The sequence below is a fragment of the Oryzihumus sp. genome, assembly GCF_054325275.1.
On sequence record NZ_JBTCWL010000005.1, the window covers coordinates 1 to 13,728 of the forward strand.

Sequence of the window (13,728 nt, forward strand, 5' to 3'; positions counted from 1 at the left end):
TGGTGGTGCGACGGGCACCACGTCATCCACTGGGCCAACGGCGGGGCCACCGACGTCGGCAACGCGGCCCTGCTCTGCGGGCGGCACCACACGATCGTGCACCAAAGCGGCTGGACCGCGACCGTCACGGCGACCGGGGTCCACCTGGCACACCTGAGGCCTCCGCCCCGCACCCGGCCCGCGACGGCCGGGCCAGCGGCATGCCTGACGTCCCTCGACGACCTCGAGGCCCAGGACGGTGCGCATCAGGTGAGCGGCGTGCGCTTTGCCGTCCCCCCGCAGCCGGCCGACCCAGGAATAACGCCGGGCGCGACGTCAGCGGCGGCGCCGGGCGGTGCCGAAGAGGCTCCGGGTGATCTCCCGGCCGATCACCGTGCCCGCCGACCGCAGGACCGACTTGAACATCGGGGACTCCACGACCTGCTCCACCACGGACTCCTGCGACTTCTCCGTCCGTCGGGGGGCGGGCGCAGGAGCAGGAGCGGGCACCGACGGCGCCGGCTCCTGCTCCGGCGTGGGCGCCGCCGCCAGCCGCGCCTGGAGCTTCTCGTAGGCCGACTCGCGGTCGAGGGCCACGGCATACCGCGCCTGCAACGGGGACGCCGCGATCGCCTGCTGCACCACGTCGTCCGGCGAGGGCGCCATGAGCGACTGCGGGGCCCGCATCCGGGTCCACGCCACTGGCGTCGGGGCGCCACGCTCGGAGAGCACCGTGACCACGGCCTCACCCGTGCCGAGCTGGGTGAGCAGCTCCTCCAGGTCGTAGCCGCTGTGCGGGAACGTCGACACCGTCGCCTTGAGCGCCTTGGCGTCGTCGGGGGTGAACGCGCGCAGCGCGTGCTGCACCCGGTTGCCCAGCTGGGCCAGCACGCCCGGCGGGACGTCCTTGGGGGTCTGGGTCACGAAGAACACCCCGACACCCTTGGACCGGATCAGCCGCACCGTCTGCTCGATCGCGGCGAGGAAGGCCTTGCTGGCCCCCTCGAACAGCAGGTGCGCCTCGTCGAAGAAGAACACCAGCTTGGGCTTGTCCGGGTCGCCAACCTCGGGCAGGTCGTGGAACAGGTCGGCGAGCATCCACATGAGGAACGTGGAGAACAGCGCCGGCCGGTCCTGCAGCGAGGGCAGCTCCAGGCAGGTGACCATCCCGCGACCGTCGGCCGCCACCCGCATCAGGTCCGCGGTGTCGAGCTCAGGCTCGCCGAAGAACACCTCAGCACCCTGATCGGAGAAGGCGATGAGGTCGCGCAGGATCACCCCCGCAGTCGCCGCCGACAGCCCGCCGAGCTCCTTGAGGTCGGCCTTGCCCTCGTCCGAGGTGAGGTAGCTGATCACCGCGCGCAGGTCCTTGATGTCCAGCAGCGGCAGCCCGTTCTTGTCCGCGAAGTGGAACACCAGCCCCAGGCTCGACTCCTGGGTGTCGTTGAGCCCGAGCACCTTGGCCAGCAGCGTCGGCCCGAACGAGGTCACGGTCGCCCGCACCGGCACCCCACGCCCCTCCCCGCCCAGGGAGAGGAACTCCACCGGGTATGCCCTGCCCGCCCACTGCTGCCCGACCTCACCCGCACGGGCGGTGACCTTGTCGTTCGCGACCCCGGCACTCGCCATACCGGAGAGGTCGCCCTTGATGTCGGCGAGGAAGACCGGCACCCCCTGGGCGGAGAGCTGCTCGGCCATGAGCTGGAGCGTCTTGGTCTTGCCCGTGCCGGTCGCGCCGGCGACCAGTCCGTGCCGGTTGAGGACGCCGAGCGGGATGCGCACCGGGACGTCCGGATGGGCGGTGCCGTCGGTGACGGCGGCACCGAGGTCGAGGGCGGCGCCGGTGAAGGCGTAGCCGGAGCGGATCGTCTCGAGCTGGCCCTCGGCCGGCGTGGCTGCGCTCACGATTCGACTGTAACGACGACCGACCTGCGGCTCTGCCTAAACTGACGCAGTGATCTTCAAATCCGTCGGCGACGGCCGCCCCTACCCCGAGCACGGGAAGCAGTCCGCGAAGGACTGGTCCGACGTCGCGCCGCGGATGGTGCGCCTCGACGAGCTCGTGACCACCAAGAAGGTCCTCGACCTCGGCCTGCTGCTGGCCGAGGACTCCACCTTCTACGGCGACCTGTTCGCCCACGTGGTGCAGTGGCAGGACACGCTCTACCTCGAGGACGGCCTGCACCGGGCCCTGCGCGCGGCCCTGCACCAGCGGCCGGCGCTGCACGCCCGGGTGCTCGTCCTCGACTGAGGCGTCGGTGCTTGACACCCGGCGCGGGCGCGACATGATCGCGGGGTAGCACCCGACCCTGGGGAGGTGGGCGTGACGGACCTCGACGAGGCCGACGTCGCCCTGCCCCGGCGCCGCGGCCGCCGGCGCGCCGCGATCACCCTGACCGTGGTGACCCTGCTCCTGGCGGGGGCGTTCGCCTATGCCGGGGCGTGGTTCGAGGGCTGGGTCGGCGACCACCCGGCGAAACCGGCGGCTGCGCCGGCGTGCCCAACGGCCACCCCGTCGAGCACGCTCACGCCCGGGGACGTCACGGTCAACGTCTACAACACGACCACCCACAAGGGCCTGGCCGGCGAGACCGCGTCCCGACTGAGGGATCTGGGCTACCTCGTGGCCACGGTGAGCAACGACCCGCTCCACCAGGTCGTCGCCGGCACCGCCGTGGTCAGGTACGGCCCCAGCGGGGCCGAGGCGGCGCGGGTCGCCTCCAGCCTGGTCCGCGGGGCCACGCTGCACCGGGACGGGAGGCCGGACTCCTCCGTCGACCTGGTGATCGGCGCGAAGTTCACCGGGCTGTCGAGCCCGGCGGTCGCGACCGCCCCGGCCGGCTGCTGACCGACCACCTGGTGAGGCCAGCCGGCTGCCGGGCCGCCGGCCTCACCCCAGGCTGAAGCCGAGCGCCGGCCCGGCAAGGGCCCGGGACACGATGCTGGCCGCCGCGGCCAGGTCCGGCAGCACGCCCGCGAACCGGCGGTGGTCGGCCTCGACGAGCATCAGCGAGACGTAGGTGTCGGCCGCCTGCCGCCGCCGCAGCCGGTCGAGGGTGAACGGGCTGGCCGCGTCGAGCACCTGCTCGGTCAGCTCCACCAGGGCGGTGCGCAGCCGGAACCGGTGCGCCAGGACGGAGGGGTGGGAGCCCAGGTCGCGGAACAGGACCGCCCGCAGCACCCGGGACTTCCGGCCGCCGAGGTCCAGCGCCCGGGCGAGCCGCACCAGGGAGCCCGTCAGGTCGCCGCGCTGGGCCACCGAGCCGACCCGGCACATGGGCTGCTCGGGCAGCCGCTCGGCGATCAGCGCCTCGAGCAGGCCGTCCTTGCGCGGGAAGTAGTAGAAGAGCAGCGCCTTGGCCACCCCGGCCTGCTCGGCGATGCGGGAGGTGGGGGTGGCGTCGAAGCCGTCACCGGCGAACAGCTCCTCGGCCGCGTCGAGGATGCGGGTCCGGGCGTCGGGCGCACCCGTGCCCGGCACCTCGGGGGCCGAAGTCTCGAGCGCCGAAGTCTCGAGGGCCGAAGTCTCGAGGGCCGATGCCTCGGAGACCGACGTCTCGGGGGCCGGGGGCCCGTCACCCGCGCGCGTCCCTGCTTTCCGGGCGCGGTGACGGGCCCGCCCGGTGCCGTCCGTGCGAGCCCGCACCATGGTTCCTCGCTAGTGCGCCGCAGCCACCCCGCCGCCACGGTGGGCGGAACGGGTCATCTGCAGGTCACGGGCGCCGACGGCGAGGGTGACGATCCCGACGATCCACGACGTCCAGGCGAGGGCTCGGGTGCTGGAGCCGCTGTAGCTCATCACCCATGGCGCCACGATGAACGCGATCCCGAGCACCGCCAGGGCACCCTCGGACGACATCATGTCGGGACGGGCCAGGGAGGCGATCGCCACCGCGGCCGTGAGGACTCCGAGGACGACCATGGTCCAGCTCGCCCTGGTCGTGGTCGACGTCCAGATCGGGGACAGGGCCGCGTAGACGCCAGCGATCAGCGCGACGAAGTCCTGTGGATGGGTCCACTTCCTCATGCGGACCAACCACCTTCCTGTGACTGATGGCCCGTCGTTCCGAGGCGGACCGGACACCTCCATGGTGCGCCTGCCTGACCGGTCGGTCAACGGCCGCAAAAAGGGATTCTGACCTGCGGTTTCAACCGGTATCCCGGGCGCCCGGGTCAGCCCCTCGGCGTCAGCCCCAGCCGGGCCACGAGGGCCCGGTGGTCGCTGCCCGGCAGGTCGACCACAGTGGTGTCCGTGACACCGAACGCGTCGTCGACGAGCACGTGGTCGAGGTGCAGCAGCGCCGGCAGCCGGGGCGAGGGGCTGAACGTGCGCAGCAGGCCGCTGCCGGCCAGCTCGGAGGCGTCCCGGAAGCGGGTCCCCATGAGCTCGCGCAGCTCGCTGTTGTCCACGGAGGCGTTGAGGTCGCCGAGCAGCAGGGTCGGTGTGGCGTCGTCGAGCCCGGCGGCGAAGTCGGTGGTGGCCGCGTAGTCGTCCCGGTAAGGCCGGCCGCCGTCCAGGACCACTGCCGCGGGGTGCAGGACGCCGACGACGACGGGGCGCCCCCGCAGCTCGATCGTGGCGGTGGGGGTGCGGCTCCAGGTGTGCGACCAGGTCACCGCCGCGACCGGGGTACGGCTCCACAGGCCTGCGCCGTCCGCGCCCTGCACCGCCCGCACCGCCCGGTGGGGCAGCTCACGGTCCAGCCCGGCCCGGTGCAGCGCCGAGACCGCCTGCGGGGTCAGCTCCTCCAGGGCGAGGACGTCGACCCGGTGAGCGCGGACCGCCGCGACCACGGCGGTCGGGTCGGCCTCACCCAGCCTGAGGTTGGCCGTCATCACCGTGAGGGGGGTCGCGCCCGAGGCCGGGGCCCGGTCCGGCACCCACAGGGGCACCAGCCAGGCCAGGTTGAGCGCCAGCACCGAGGCGATGGCCGCAGACGCCCGCCACGCCCGCCCCCGCAGCAGGAGGGCGAGGGCCACCGCGAGGGGCGGCACGGCATACGGGGTGAGGGACGCGGCCGCGACCAGGGCAGGGAGCGCATGGTCCCCGAGGAAGCGCACGACGGTGGGGACGACGAGCACCGCGACTGCCGCGACGGCCAGGACCCTGCGCACCACCACTCCGCTCCCCCGGCGCCAGAAGCCGGGTGCACATCCTCACCCGGGACGGCCGGGATGCGGCGGCAGCGCGCCGGGGACCTACGACTCTGGCCGCCCAGGGGGCGCCGGGCGACCGTGGCGGCAGACCGCGAGCCGTCGCGGGGCGAGCCCGGGGAGGCGTGATGGGTCTGGAGTCCGTGCCGCGCGACAGCATCGTGGTGGGGGTCGACGGCTCGCCGCACAGCCACGACGCGATCGCGTGGGGCGCCGCCGAGGCGGCGAGACGCAACCTGGCGCTGCACCTGGTGCACGTGATGCCCAACCACGAGCACGGCGCGCCCGGCCCCGGCGACCCGGACGAGCGGCGCGCCGAGGGGGACGTCGTCGCCCAGGGCTCGATCAGCCGGGCCCGGCTGGTCGAGCCCGACGTCCGGGTCACGGCACAGGCGCCCTACGGGTCCGCGGCGGCCCTGCTGGTCGAGGCCTCGGACGTCGCCGACACCATCGTCGTCGGCGCCCGCGGCCGGGGCGCGGGACGATCCGCCGTGCTCGGGTCGGTGTCCCAGCAGGTCGCCATGCACGCGGCCTGCCCGGTCGTGGTGACCCGGGAGCACGCCAGCCAGGACGGGGCCGGGGCCGGCCGGGTGGTGGTCGGCGTCGACGGGTCGGAGCTGTCCAACGCCGCGATCGCCTACGCGTTCAACCACGCGTCGATGACCAACGCCGGGCTGACCGTCGTGCACGCGTGGTGGTGGGAGTACGTCGAGGGCGTGCTGGCCGAGTCGCCCTGGGCCGGGGACTGGGAGGAGATCCGCTCCGACGAGGAGATCGTCGTGGCCGAGTCGCTGGCCGGCTGGCGGGAGAAGTACCCCGACGTCGACCTGGCCGTCCACATCGTCCGTGGCCACCCCGTCGAGCTGCTGGCCGAGGAGTCCGCCGGCGCCGACCTGCTCGTGGTGGGCAGCCGCGGCCGGGGCGGGTTCCGGGGGCTGCTGCTTGGCTCGGTCAGCCAGGGCGCCCTGCACCACGCCGGCTGCCCTGTCGCCATCGTCCGCAACCGCTGACCGGCCTGGGCCACGCCAAAGGTCAGGACCAGGGCGAAGACTTCAGCACATCCGGACGTGGTGAACCCTTCACCCGGCCGCCGGGCGCCGCGTGACGACCCAGTCGATGAGGGCCGGCCAGTCGCGGACGACCAGGCCGAGGGTGAGGCCCATGGCCGCCGCAGCGGTCGAGGCGGCGAGGGCACGCAGGTGGACGGTCATGGCGACCCCCTTCCGGCGGGTGGCCCGGGGCGCTCGCCCGGACTGGTGTGACTCAGCCTGCGGCCCGGCCGGTCACGGTGACCACCGACCCTGGGTGTGGACCCGCCCCACCCAGGTGTCGGCCAGGCGTACCAAGCGACGATCCTCGCGGCGGTCTCGGCCCGTTCTCGCGCACGAAAGGCCGCGATGATCGTCGCGTTGAGCCAGGCGGTCAGGCGCCGGCGAACTCGGCCCGCACCCCGACCAGCCGCACCGGACGGTGCTCGGCGAACATCGCCAGCGCGGCGGCGGCGCCGTCCTCGATCACCGTCGCGTCCAGCGTCGGGCCGGGCAGCGGGTGGCCGTGGGTGTGCGTGGTGAACGGCGCATAACGCACCTTGACGGTGACCCGGTCCACCGGCCGCTGCTCGGCGGCCACGTCCTGCGCGACCTGGCGCGCGACCCGAGCCACCTCTGCCTGCACCTCGGCCCAGTCGGCCACATTGACCTGGAAGGTCACCTCCCGGCTGCGGGACCGGGCCACCCACGGGGTGCCGGTCACCCGCGCCCGGCTCAGGCCCCGGCCCAGGTTGACCAGCCACGGCCCGGTTTTCGGCCCCACCTGCGCGGCGAGCGCCTCCGGGTCGGTCTCCGCGAGCTCGCGGACCGTGGTGATGCCGAGACCGGACAGGCGTTTCGCGGTCTTGGCGCCGATGCCCCACAGCACGTCCGTGGGCCGGTCGCCGAGCAGCCCGAACCAGGAGTCGTGGGTGATTCGGAAGACTCCCGCCGGCTTGCCGAACCCCGTGGCGAGCTTGGCCTGGAGCAGGTTCTGCCCGATGCCGACGCTGCAGTCCAGGCCGGTCGCCTCGCGCACCCGCCGCTGCACCTCACGCCCCAGCGCCTCCGGGTCGTCAGTGCGCACCCCGAGGAACGCCTCGTCCCAGCCGAGCACCTCGACGACGGCGTCGAACGTGCGCAGGGTGTCCATCACCGTGGTGGACGCCGCCTCGTAGACCTCCCGATCCACCGGGAGGAAGACCGCGTCGGGGCACTTGCGCGCGGCGGTGCGAAGCGGCATACCGGAGTGCACGCCGAAGGCGCGGGCCTCGTAGGAGGCGGTGCTCACCACCCCGCGCTTGCCCGGGTCCCCGTCGCCGCCGACGACGACCGGGCGACCGCGCAGCTCGGGTCGGCGCAGCACCTCGACCGCAGCGATGAACTGGTCGAGGTCGACGTGCAGCACCCACCGCGGCGCCGGCTCCATGCCGCGATTGTGGCCCGAGCAGCCGGCGCGCGCCGCCCGAACGGGCTCAGTCCTGCGGCGCGTCGGCGCGCGGGACGCAGGGGAAGTAGACCTCGGTGCGCGGGTTGGCCACGCCCGGCTCGTCGAGGTAGCACTCCCACGGGTCGCCGCTGGGCGCCATGCCCTTGGCGACGATCCAGTCCGCGACGGCCCGGTATGCCGCGCCGAGGTTGCCGTAGTCCCCGACGTGGGTCGTGTGGGCGGCCGACCCGGCGGGCAGGGTCGCCGGTTGCACCCGGCCGGTCTCGGTGGACTCGGCAGAGACGGGGAAGCCGGCCTCGACGTCCCAGCCGCCATCATCGGTCGGCCGGTAGCGTCCGAACGGTGGCCCGGCCGGGTGCAGGCCCTGCTCGCCGACGCTGCTCATCACCTCGCCGAAGGCCTGGCCGAGGAAGTCCCCGATCCCGTTGTGCCCGACGTGAGCCCGGACCACGGCGGCCGGCTGGGCGGGCAGGTGCACCAGGTCGATCTCGTACCCCATGCCCCCACCCAACCGGTCTCGCCGGGCAGCCGCCACCCCCGAAGGTCCCCCGCGCCAGCAGTCCGCGGCGACACGGACACGCAAAGCGGACACATGACACAGCAATCACGAGTAGCCCATTACGGTCAGCCCGCGCACCGGCGAGATCCGCCCGGTGCCTGACCCAACAGGGGAAACAGGTCTCGCCACCTTGCCCGCACCGTGGGGGGGCTCGCCGCCGCTGTCGTCGTCACCACCGGCTTCGCCACCTCGGCGCAGGCCGCCACGTTCCCGCACGACGGCAACCGGGCCGACGAGGACGGGGGCCGCGCGGACCAGCAGGTCATCTTCCACAAGCTCATCAACAACGGCGCCGGCAACGCTGTCGGCTACGTCGACCTCATGTACTCCGTCAACTGCCACACGGCGTGGGCCCACGTGCACAGCAGCACCACGCAGGTGAACCAGACCTGGGTCACGCACGGGACCATCCACCGCAACTACGACGACAAGGAGTACGGCTGCACCGGCACCGAGGGCTCCAACGACTGCTACACCCCGATGGTCTACGACAAGGGGATGACGTCGTCACGCCGTCGGCGCGGTCGACCCTAACGGGGCGACCGGCGCCTACTACCAGGCCAAGACCTCGAGCTACTGACCTGCCCGACAAGGGGCCGGCTCCCTTGCGGGCCCGCCCTCGGTCGCACCGGCAGGGCCACCGGCGTCGTAGCCCGGTCAGGGCAGGAAGCAGGCACAGGGCTGGATCGTGTTGCGCACGTCCTGCTCCCGGTCGGCCGCCGCGACCGCACCGCCGGTCGTGACCACGAACAACGCACACGTCGCGGCGACGAGCGCGGTGGACCTGCCATCGCGGCGCGCCCGGACGACGAGGCCGATCGCCAGCACCGCGGCTGCGGCCAGGACCAGCCAACCCAGTGCGTGCATCGGGGCGTTGCGCTCGTGGCCAGGCATGTCGTGGTCGTAGCCGGCCGTCACGGCGTGCAGCCCCACGAGCACCAGCACGACGTTCGAGACCCAGGACAACCGGGTCAGCGCCGTCAGCACATCCGCCTGGCGGTAGCGCGCAGTCGCCGGTGCGGACGTGCCGGCAAAGGCAAGGCGTCGCAAGACCTCCGTGAGCCCGCACAGCCCCGCCAGGAGCGCCCCGGCGAACAGCTCGGGCGGACCGAGCCGGGAGAAGGACAGGAGGAACAGCAGCGCGAGCGCCTCGCACGGCAGGAGGGCGAACGCGTGGCGACGCAGTGACCCCATCGCTCCCCCGGACATGACCGAAAGGTAGCGCTCAGTCGATGGTCAGGGCGGCGTCCTCGGCGAAGTCCACGCGGATGGCGGCGCGACCCGGCGCCGCACCGACCGGGATGGTGACCTCGGCCGACACCTGCCCCTGCGCGTCGCTGTCGACGGTTGCGAGCACGGTGACAGTCGCCCCCTGGACGAGGGAGACCCGGACGGCGCGCCACGCCTTCGGCGGCGACGGGGGCCCAGGGTGGTTGGTGTCCACGCACTCGCGGTCCAGATCCACCTGAACGGTGAGCCGGTCCCCCGGAGCGGGGTGACCGGAGGACAGGACCGGGCGAGGGAGGGCGCAGCTCGCTCCTGAGCCCGCGGAACACGCGGCGACCAGCAGCAACCCTGCCAGCGACGCAACGGCCCGGACCCGCGACAACCCCACCACGCCGATCGCCACCACCGCTCGAGCTGCCATCGTCGCATCACGATGCCTGCCTCGTGACGGTCCCAGCGCGAAGAGTTGACCACACCCTGACGTGGTCAACCCTTCACCCAAGCCGTATGCCGGACCTCGGCGTCACCGGCTCGAGGGGGGCGGGCGCCGGACGGTGCGCACCGCGACCGGGCTACCCGAGGTCACGTCGAACACACCCCGCGACCCCAGCGCCCGCGCCAGGTGCACCGTCACCACGTCGGCACAGTCCGGCTCGGCGGTGCCGGTCTCCGGGGTGCCTCCGCTCACCCGCAGGCTCACCCGGGTTGCCGTCTCGGCCACCGCCATCGCGTACGGACCGTGATGGCAGCGGTCCACCGACACCTGCAGGGTGCGCCCGTCCGGGGCGGGCGCCTCCGCCATCATGATCCGCAGCCGCTCTGGCTGCCCCGGCCCGGACCCACCCGGCTCGGCACCCGCACACCCCGTCGCGAGCAGCACTGCGGCCGCGACGAGGACGCCCCCACCCACGCTTCGCGACCTCATGACCCGACAGTAGTTTCCCCGCGCAGGCACGAAGCGGTTCGACATGAGCCTCCTTCTCCGGCGTCCACATGACCGGTGCACTGTTGCCCTGACGAACGTCGACTCGGACCCGCCCTTCGTCAGAGCGCCGTCACCGAGAGCGCGCTGTCTGGGGGCCCACTGCTTCAGCAGACGTCGCAGCTCTGGCCCGGTCCCGGTCCCGGTCCCGGTCCAGGTCCACTGGCCGTGCAGGCGTTTCCATCCGAGCACGGCTTCGACTGCGCAGAACGCGGCGGACACCAGGGCCCAGACCCACTTGTGGTCGGCGGCCGCGTAGACCGCGGCGCCCCCAAACAGCACGGGCACCCCCACGTACAGCGAGCACAAGACGTACAACCAGCGAGCACAAGACGTACAACGAGAACCGCAGCAACGCCTTGGGCGCCGGGTGCTCCTGCGGTCCCTGCACTGGCTCAGCCATGGGCACCCCACCCTCTTGCCCGCCCGACGCGGTCACGCGCCCTCCTCCCCGGACTGGCCGGGTTCCAGGCTTGTCCGCCCGCGGTGGGCGGTGGCGTAGGACTCCAGCGCGGCGTGCCGGTCCCGCGGGATGTGGGTGGCCACCTGTTCGCCGGTCGTCGTGGTCAGGGTCAGCGTGTCGGTCACGGCCCATCGGCCCGGGTCATGGACGGCGCGATCTGATCCCAGGTCAGAATGCGGGCACGGATGTCGCTCCTGACCCAGACACCGCTGCGAGTGACCACGGTGCGCTGGAGGCGGTACAGGCCCAGGAGCATCAGGAAGCACAGACACGCCGCAGCCTCGACCGCGCCCAGCCCCGTTAGTCATACGCCCCCCCGTCCGGGCCGGGGGGCTGCCCTGATCCGGAGGCAGCTACGCGGGGCGGCCGATCCTTGGCCCCTGGTGTGGAGGGGTGGCGGAGGGAGCCGACGTCTCACTGCCGTTCGACGTCTCCCGGCATCCACCCGCCACGCGCCAACAGGAAACCCCCGGTCGCAGAGCTCCCGGGGGTTTCCAGTTGGCGGTGGCGGAGGGATTTGAACCCTCGGTGGACTTCCGCCCACAAACGCTTTCGAGGCGTTCTCCTTAGGCCGCTCGGACACGCCACCGCGCGGAAGGCTACTAGAGACGGTGCCCCGCAAAGAAATCGAGGAGCAGCTGCGAGCACTCGGACTCCTGCACCCCACCGATGACCTCGACGCGATGAGTGGCCCTGCGGTCGCGGACCAGGTCCCACACCGACCCGCACGCCCCCGCCTTGGGGTCCCACGCCCCGAGCACGAGCCGGGCCACCCGCGCCAGCATCAGCGCACCCGCGCACATTGCGCACGGCTCCAGCGTGACGACCAGCGTGCAGTCCTCCAGCCGCCAGGTGCCGAGCTTGGCCGCGGCTTCCCGCATGGCGACCACCTCGGCGTGGGCGGTCGGGTCGCCCTGGGCCTCGCGCAGGTTGCACCCCCGGCCGATGACCTCACCGGCGGGCGAGACGACGACCGCACCGACGGGCACGTCGCCCGAGGCCAGCGCCCCGGTGGCGACCGTGAGCGCCTCCCCCATCCACGCGGCATACGCGGGGTCGTGCACTGGACCGCCTCGGAGACTCACACGATAAGTTTCGCCCATGCGCGTCCACGTTGCCGACCACCCGCTCATCGCCCATAAGCTCACGGCCCTGCGGGACAAGGACACCGACAGCCCGACCTTCCGTCGGCTCGCGGACGAGCTCGTGACGCTGCTGGCCTACGAGGCCACCCGCGACGTGCGCGTCGAGCCGGTCGACATCGTGACCCCGGTCGCGCCCACCCGCGGCATCAAGCTGGCCTCCCCCAAGCCGCTGGTCGTGCCGATCCTGCGCGCCGGGCTGGGCATGCTCGACGGCATGGTCCGCCTGCTGCCGACCGCCGAGGTGGGCTTCCTGGGCATGGTCCGCAACGAGGAGACGCTCGAGGCGACGACCTACGCCAACCGCCTGCCCGACGACCTGTCCGGCCGCCAGTGCTACGTCCTGGACCCGATGCTGGCCACCGGCGGCACCCTCGCCGCGGCGATCCGCTACCTCGTCGACCTCGGCGCCGACGACATCACCGCGATCACCCTGCTGGCCGCCCCGGAGGGCACGGCCCGGCTCGAGGAGCAGATCGCGGACCTCAAGGTGCCGGTCACCATCGTCACGGGCGCCATGGACGAGCGGCTCAACGAGCACGGCTACATCGTCCCCGGCCTCGGCGACGCCGGCGACCGCCTCTACGGCGTCGTCTGAGCCGCGTCCGAGCCAGCCCACGCCCCTCCCCCCGAAGGCCTGAAACCGTTGCGCTCCCGTCGCTTCCGCCTGCCCGCGTCCCTGCTCGCCACCACCGGTATCGCGCTCAGCCTGGCCGGGTGCTTCCCTGACGCCCGTGCCCTCCCGGACCCGGGCGCCCCGACGCCGGCGGCCTCGTCCACGGCGGTGTCCGGCGCCGGCGCCCCACGGGTCGGCTCGGGCAGCGCGGCCGCGGCCCTGCGGACGCTGAAGGTCAGGGGCCGCGCGCCCAAGACGGGCTACACCCGCGAGCAGTTCGGGCAGGCGTGGAGCGACGCGGTCGACGTCCCCGGCGGGCACAACGGCTGCGACACCCGCAACGACATCCTGCGCCGGGACCTCACCGGCGAGACGATCAAGCCCCGCACCCGTGGCTGCATCGTGCTCACGGGGACGCTGCACGACCCCTACGGCGGGGCGACGATCGCCTTCCGCCGCGGCAACGGCACCAGCACCCTGGTCCAGATCGACCACGTGGTGGCCCTGTCCAACGCCTGGCAGACCGGCGCCGGGACGTGGAGCGCGACGAAGCGGGCCGAGCTGGGCAACGACCCGCTGAACCTCATGGCCGTCCAGGGCAACCTCAACAGCGCCAAGGGTGACGGCGACACGGCCACGTGGCTGCCACCGCGCAAGGCGTTCCGCTGCACCTACGTCGCCCGGCAGGTGGCGGTCAAGGCCCGCTACGGGCTGTGGGTGACCGCGGCCGAGCACGACGCGATGGCCCGGATCCTGGCCACCTGCCCGGGCCAGCCCCTGCCCACCGAGGCCCAGGCCGCCGTCCCGGCGCCCGCCGGGCACTGACGGGTGACGCTCGGGGCGACGCACGTCACGGCATACCGGGAGGGGTCGGACGGCGCGTCACTGAGCGTGAATTCGTCCGGTTTGACACGATAGGTGCGCTTTACCCACCTGCCGCCGAACAAGGAGTCCCCCATGGTGCGCGCAAAGAAGGTCCTGATCTGGGTCCTCGGCGCGTTCGCGGTCTACGCGATCATCACCGCCCCGACGCAGGCCGCCGACATCGTCCACCAGGTGTGGGAGCTGCTCATGCAGGGCTTCGTCAACCTCGGCCACTTCTTCGACGCCCTCCTCGGCAACAAGTAG

At 73.1% G+C, this 13,728-nt stretch carries 19 protein-coding genes and 1 tRNA gene; 7 read left to right on the forward strand and 13 right to left on the reverse strand.

Features of this window, described 5'->3' with window-relative positions:
• Nucleotides 1–315 precede the first annotated feature (315 nt).
• Nucleotides 316–1,884: a helicase HerA-like domain-containing protein gene (locus tag ACXVGS_RS01805; RefSeq protein WP_458533979.1), complete on the reverse strand. Its 1,569-nt coding sequence runs from the start codon at nucleotides 1,882–1,884 to the stop codon at nucleotides 316–318.
• 49 nt (nucleotides 1,885–1,933) lie between these two features.
• Here ACXVGS_RS01805 and ACXVGS_RS01810 point away from each other — a divergent pair, with 49 nt between their 5' ends.
• Entirely contained in the window at nucleotides 1,934–2,230 is a 297-nt protein-coding gene (locus ACXVGS_RS01810) for a type II toxin-antitoxin system VapB family antitoxin (protein WP_141790364.1), read from the forward strand.
• Between the two features lie 72 nt (nucleotides 2,231–2,302).
• Nucleotides 2,303–2,827 (forward strand): LytR C-terminal domain-containing protein, encoded by a 525-nt coding sequence (locus ACXVGS_RS01815; protein ID WP_458536569.1) that lies wholly within the window; start codon nucleotides 2,303–2,305, stop codon nucleotides 2,825–2,827.
• A 42-nt stretch (nucleotides 2,828–2,869) separates the two neighbouring features.
• On the opposite strand, the gene ACXVGS_RS01820 is transcribed toward ACXVGS_RS01815, so the two are convergent.
• The 3 genes from ACXVGS_RS01820 to ACXVGS_RS01830 all read right to left on the reverse strand — a co-directional run bounded on the left by ACXVGS_RS01820 (nucleotide 2,870) and on the right by ACXVGS_RS01830 (nucleotide 5,097).
• Nucleotides 2,870–3,460 carry a TetR/AcrR family transcriptional regulator gene (locus ACXVGS_RS01820; protein ID WP_458530961.1) on the reverse strand — a complete coding sequence of 197 codons (591 nt, stop codon included), beginning with the start codon at nucleotides 3,458–3,460 and terminating at the stop codon, nucleotides 2,870–2,872.
• A gap of 177 nt (nucleotides 3,461–3,637) precedes the next feature.
• Nucleotides 3,638–4,006, reverse strand: coding sequence for an SPW repeat domain-containing protein (locus tag ACXVGS_RS01825; protein WP_458530962.1), 369 nt, complete (start codon nucleotides 4,004–4,006; stop codon nucleotides 3,638–3,640).
• A gap of 146 nt (nucleotides 4,007–4,152) precedes the next feature.
• On the reverse strand, nucleotides 4,153–5,097 hold the full coding sequence (locus ACXVGS_RS01830; protein ID WP_458536570.1) for an endonuclease/exonuclease/phosphatase family protein: 945 nt from the start codon (nucleotides 5,095–5,097) through the stop codon (nucleotides 4,153–4,155).
• Between the two features lie 164 nt (nucleotides 5,098–5,261).
• Between ACXVGS_RS01830 and ACXVGS_RS01835 the strand changes: the two genes are divergently transcribed.
• A complete protein-coding gene (locus tag ACXVGS_RS01835; RefSeq protein WP_458530964.1) occupies nucleotides 5,262–6,143 on the forward strand; it encodes a universal stress protein in 882 nt (293 codons plus the stop codon).
• A gap of 69 nt (nucleotides 6,144–6,212) precedes the next feature.
• Here ACXVGS_RS01835 and ACXVGS_RS01840 read toward each other — a convergent pair whose 3' ends face one another.
• The 3 genes from ACXVGS_RS01840 to ACXVGS_RS01850 all read right to left on the reverse strand — a co-directional run bounded on the left by ACXVGS_RS01840 (nucleotide 6,213) and on the right by ACXVGS_RS01850 (nucleotide 8,110).
• Nucleotides 6,213–6,344, reverse strand: coding sequence for a hypothetical protein (locus ACXVGS_RS01840; protein ID WP_458530965.1), 132 nt, complete (start codon nucleotides 6,342–6,344; stop codon nucleotides 6,213–6,215).
• A 211-nt stretch (nucleotides 6,345–6,555) separates the two neighbouring features.
• Nucleotides 6,556–7,590 carry a DNA polymerase IV gene (locus ACXVGS_RS01845; RefSeq protein ID WP_458530966.1) on the reverse strand — a complete coding sequence of 345 codons (1,035 nt, stop codon included), beginning with the start codon at nucleotides 7,588–7,590 and terminating at the stop codon, nucleotides 6,556–6,558.
• A 46-nt stretch (nucleotides 7,591–7,636) separates the two neighbouring features.
• On the reverse strand, nucleotides 7,637–8,110 hold the full coding sequence (locus tag ACXVGS_RS01850; protein WP_458530967.1) for a GyrI-like domain-containing protein: 474 nt from the start codon (nucleotides 8,108–8,110) through the stop codon (nucleotides 7,637–7,639).
• A 201-nt stretch (nucleotides 8,111–8,311) separates the two neighbouring features.
• On the opposite strand from ACXVGS_RS01850, the gene ACXVGS_RS01855 reads away from it, so the two are divergent.
• Nucleotides 8,312–8,704: a DUF2690 domain-containing protein gene (locus tag ACXVGS_RS01855; RefSeq protein ID WP_458536571.1), complete on the forward strand. Its 393-nt coding sequence runs from the start codon at nucleotides 8,312–8,314 to the stop codon at nucleotides 8,702–8,704.
• A gap of 123 nt (nucleotides 8,705–8,827) precedes the next feature.
• On the opposite strand, the gene ACXVGS_RS01860 is transcribed toward ACXVGS_RS01855, so the two are convergent.
• The 6 genes from ACXVGS_RS01860 to ACXVGS_RS01885 form a co-directional block, all read right to left on the reverse strand.
• Nucleotides 8,828–9,379 carry a hypothetical protein gene (locus ACXVGS_RS01860; RefSeq protein ID WP_458533083.1) on the reverse strand — a complete coding sequence of 184 codons (552 nt, stop codon included), beginning with the start codon at nucleotides 9,377–9,379 and terminating at the stop codon, nucleotides 8,828–8,830.
• Between the two features lie 16 nt (nucleotides 9,380–9,395).
• A complete protein-coding gene (locus tag ACXVGS_RS01865) occupies nucleotides 9,396–9,818 on the reverse strand; it encodes a hypothetical protein (protein WP_458536572.1) in 423 nt (140 codons plus the stop codon).
• Nucleotides 9,819–9,920: 102 nt separating this feature from the next.
• A complete protein-coding gene (locus ACXVGS_RS01870) occupies nucleotides 9,921–10,322 on the reverse strand; it encodes a hypothetical protein (RefSeq protein WP_458528470.1) in 402 nt (133 codons plus the stop codon).
• 492 nt (nucleotides 10,323–10,814) lie between these two features.
• Nucleotides 10,815–10,967, reverse strand: a complete 153-nt coding sequence (locus tag ACXVGS_RS01875) for a hypothetical protein (RefSeq protein WP_458528471.1) — start codon at nucleotides 10,965–10,967, stop codon at nucleotides 10,815–10,817.
• A 374-nt stretch (nucleotides 10,968–11,341) separates the two neighbouring features.
• Nucleotides 11,342–11,431 (reverse strand) — tRNA-Ser (locus tag ACXVGS_RS01880).
• A 13-nt stretch (nucleotides 11,432–11,444) separates the two neighbouring features.
• On the reverse strand, nucleotides 11,445–11,879 hold the full coding sequence (locus tag ACXVGS_RS01885; RefSeq protein WP_458536585.1) for a nucleoside deaminase: 435 nt from the start codon (nucleotides 11,877–11,879) through the stop codon (nucleotides 11,445–11,447).
• Between the two features lie 64 nt (nucleotides 11,880–11,943).
• Here ACXVGS_RS01885 and upp point away from each other — a divergent pair, with 64 nt between their 5' ends.
• The 3 genes from upp (at nucleotide 11,944) to ACXVGS_RS01900 (ending at nucleotide 13,728) form a co-directional block, all read left to right on the forward strand.
• Entirely contained in the window at nucleotides 11,944–12,582 is a 639-nt protein-coding gene (gene upp / locus ACXVGS_RS01890; protein ID WP_141790355.1) for a uracil phosphoribosyltransferase, read from the forward strand.
• 48 nt (nucleotides 12,583–12,630) lie between these two features.
• Entirely contained in the window at nucleotides 12,631–13,425 is a 795-nt protein-coding gene (locus ACXVGS_RS01895; RefSeq protein ID WP_458535055.1) for an HNH endonuclease family protein, read from the forward strand.
• Between the two features lie 132 nt (nucleotides 13,426–13,557).
• Entirely contained in the window at nucleotides 13,558–13,728 is a 171-nt protein-coding gene (locus tag ACXVGS_RS01900) for a hypothetical protein (protein WP_185746265.1), read from the forward strand.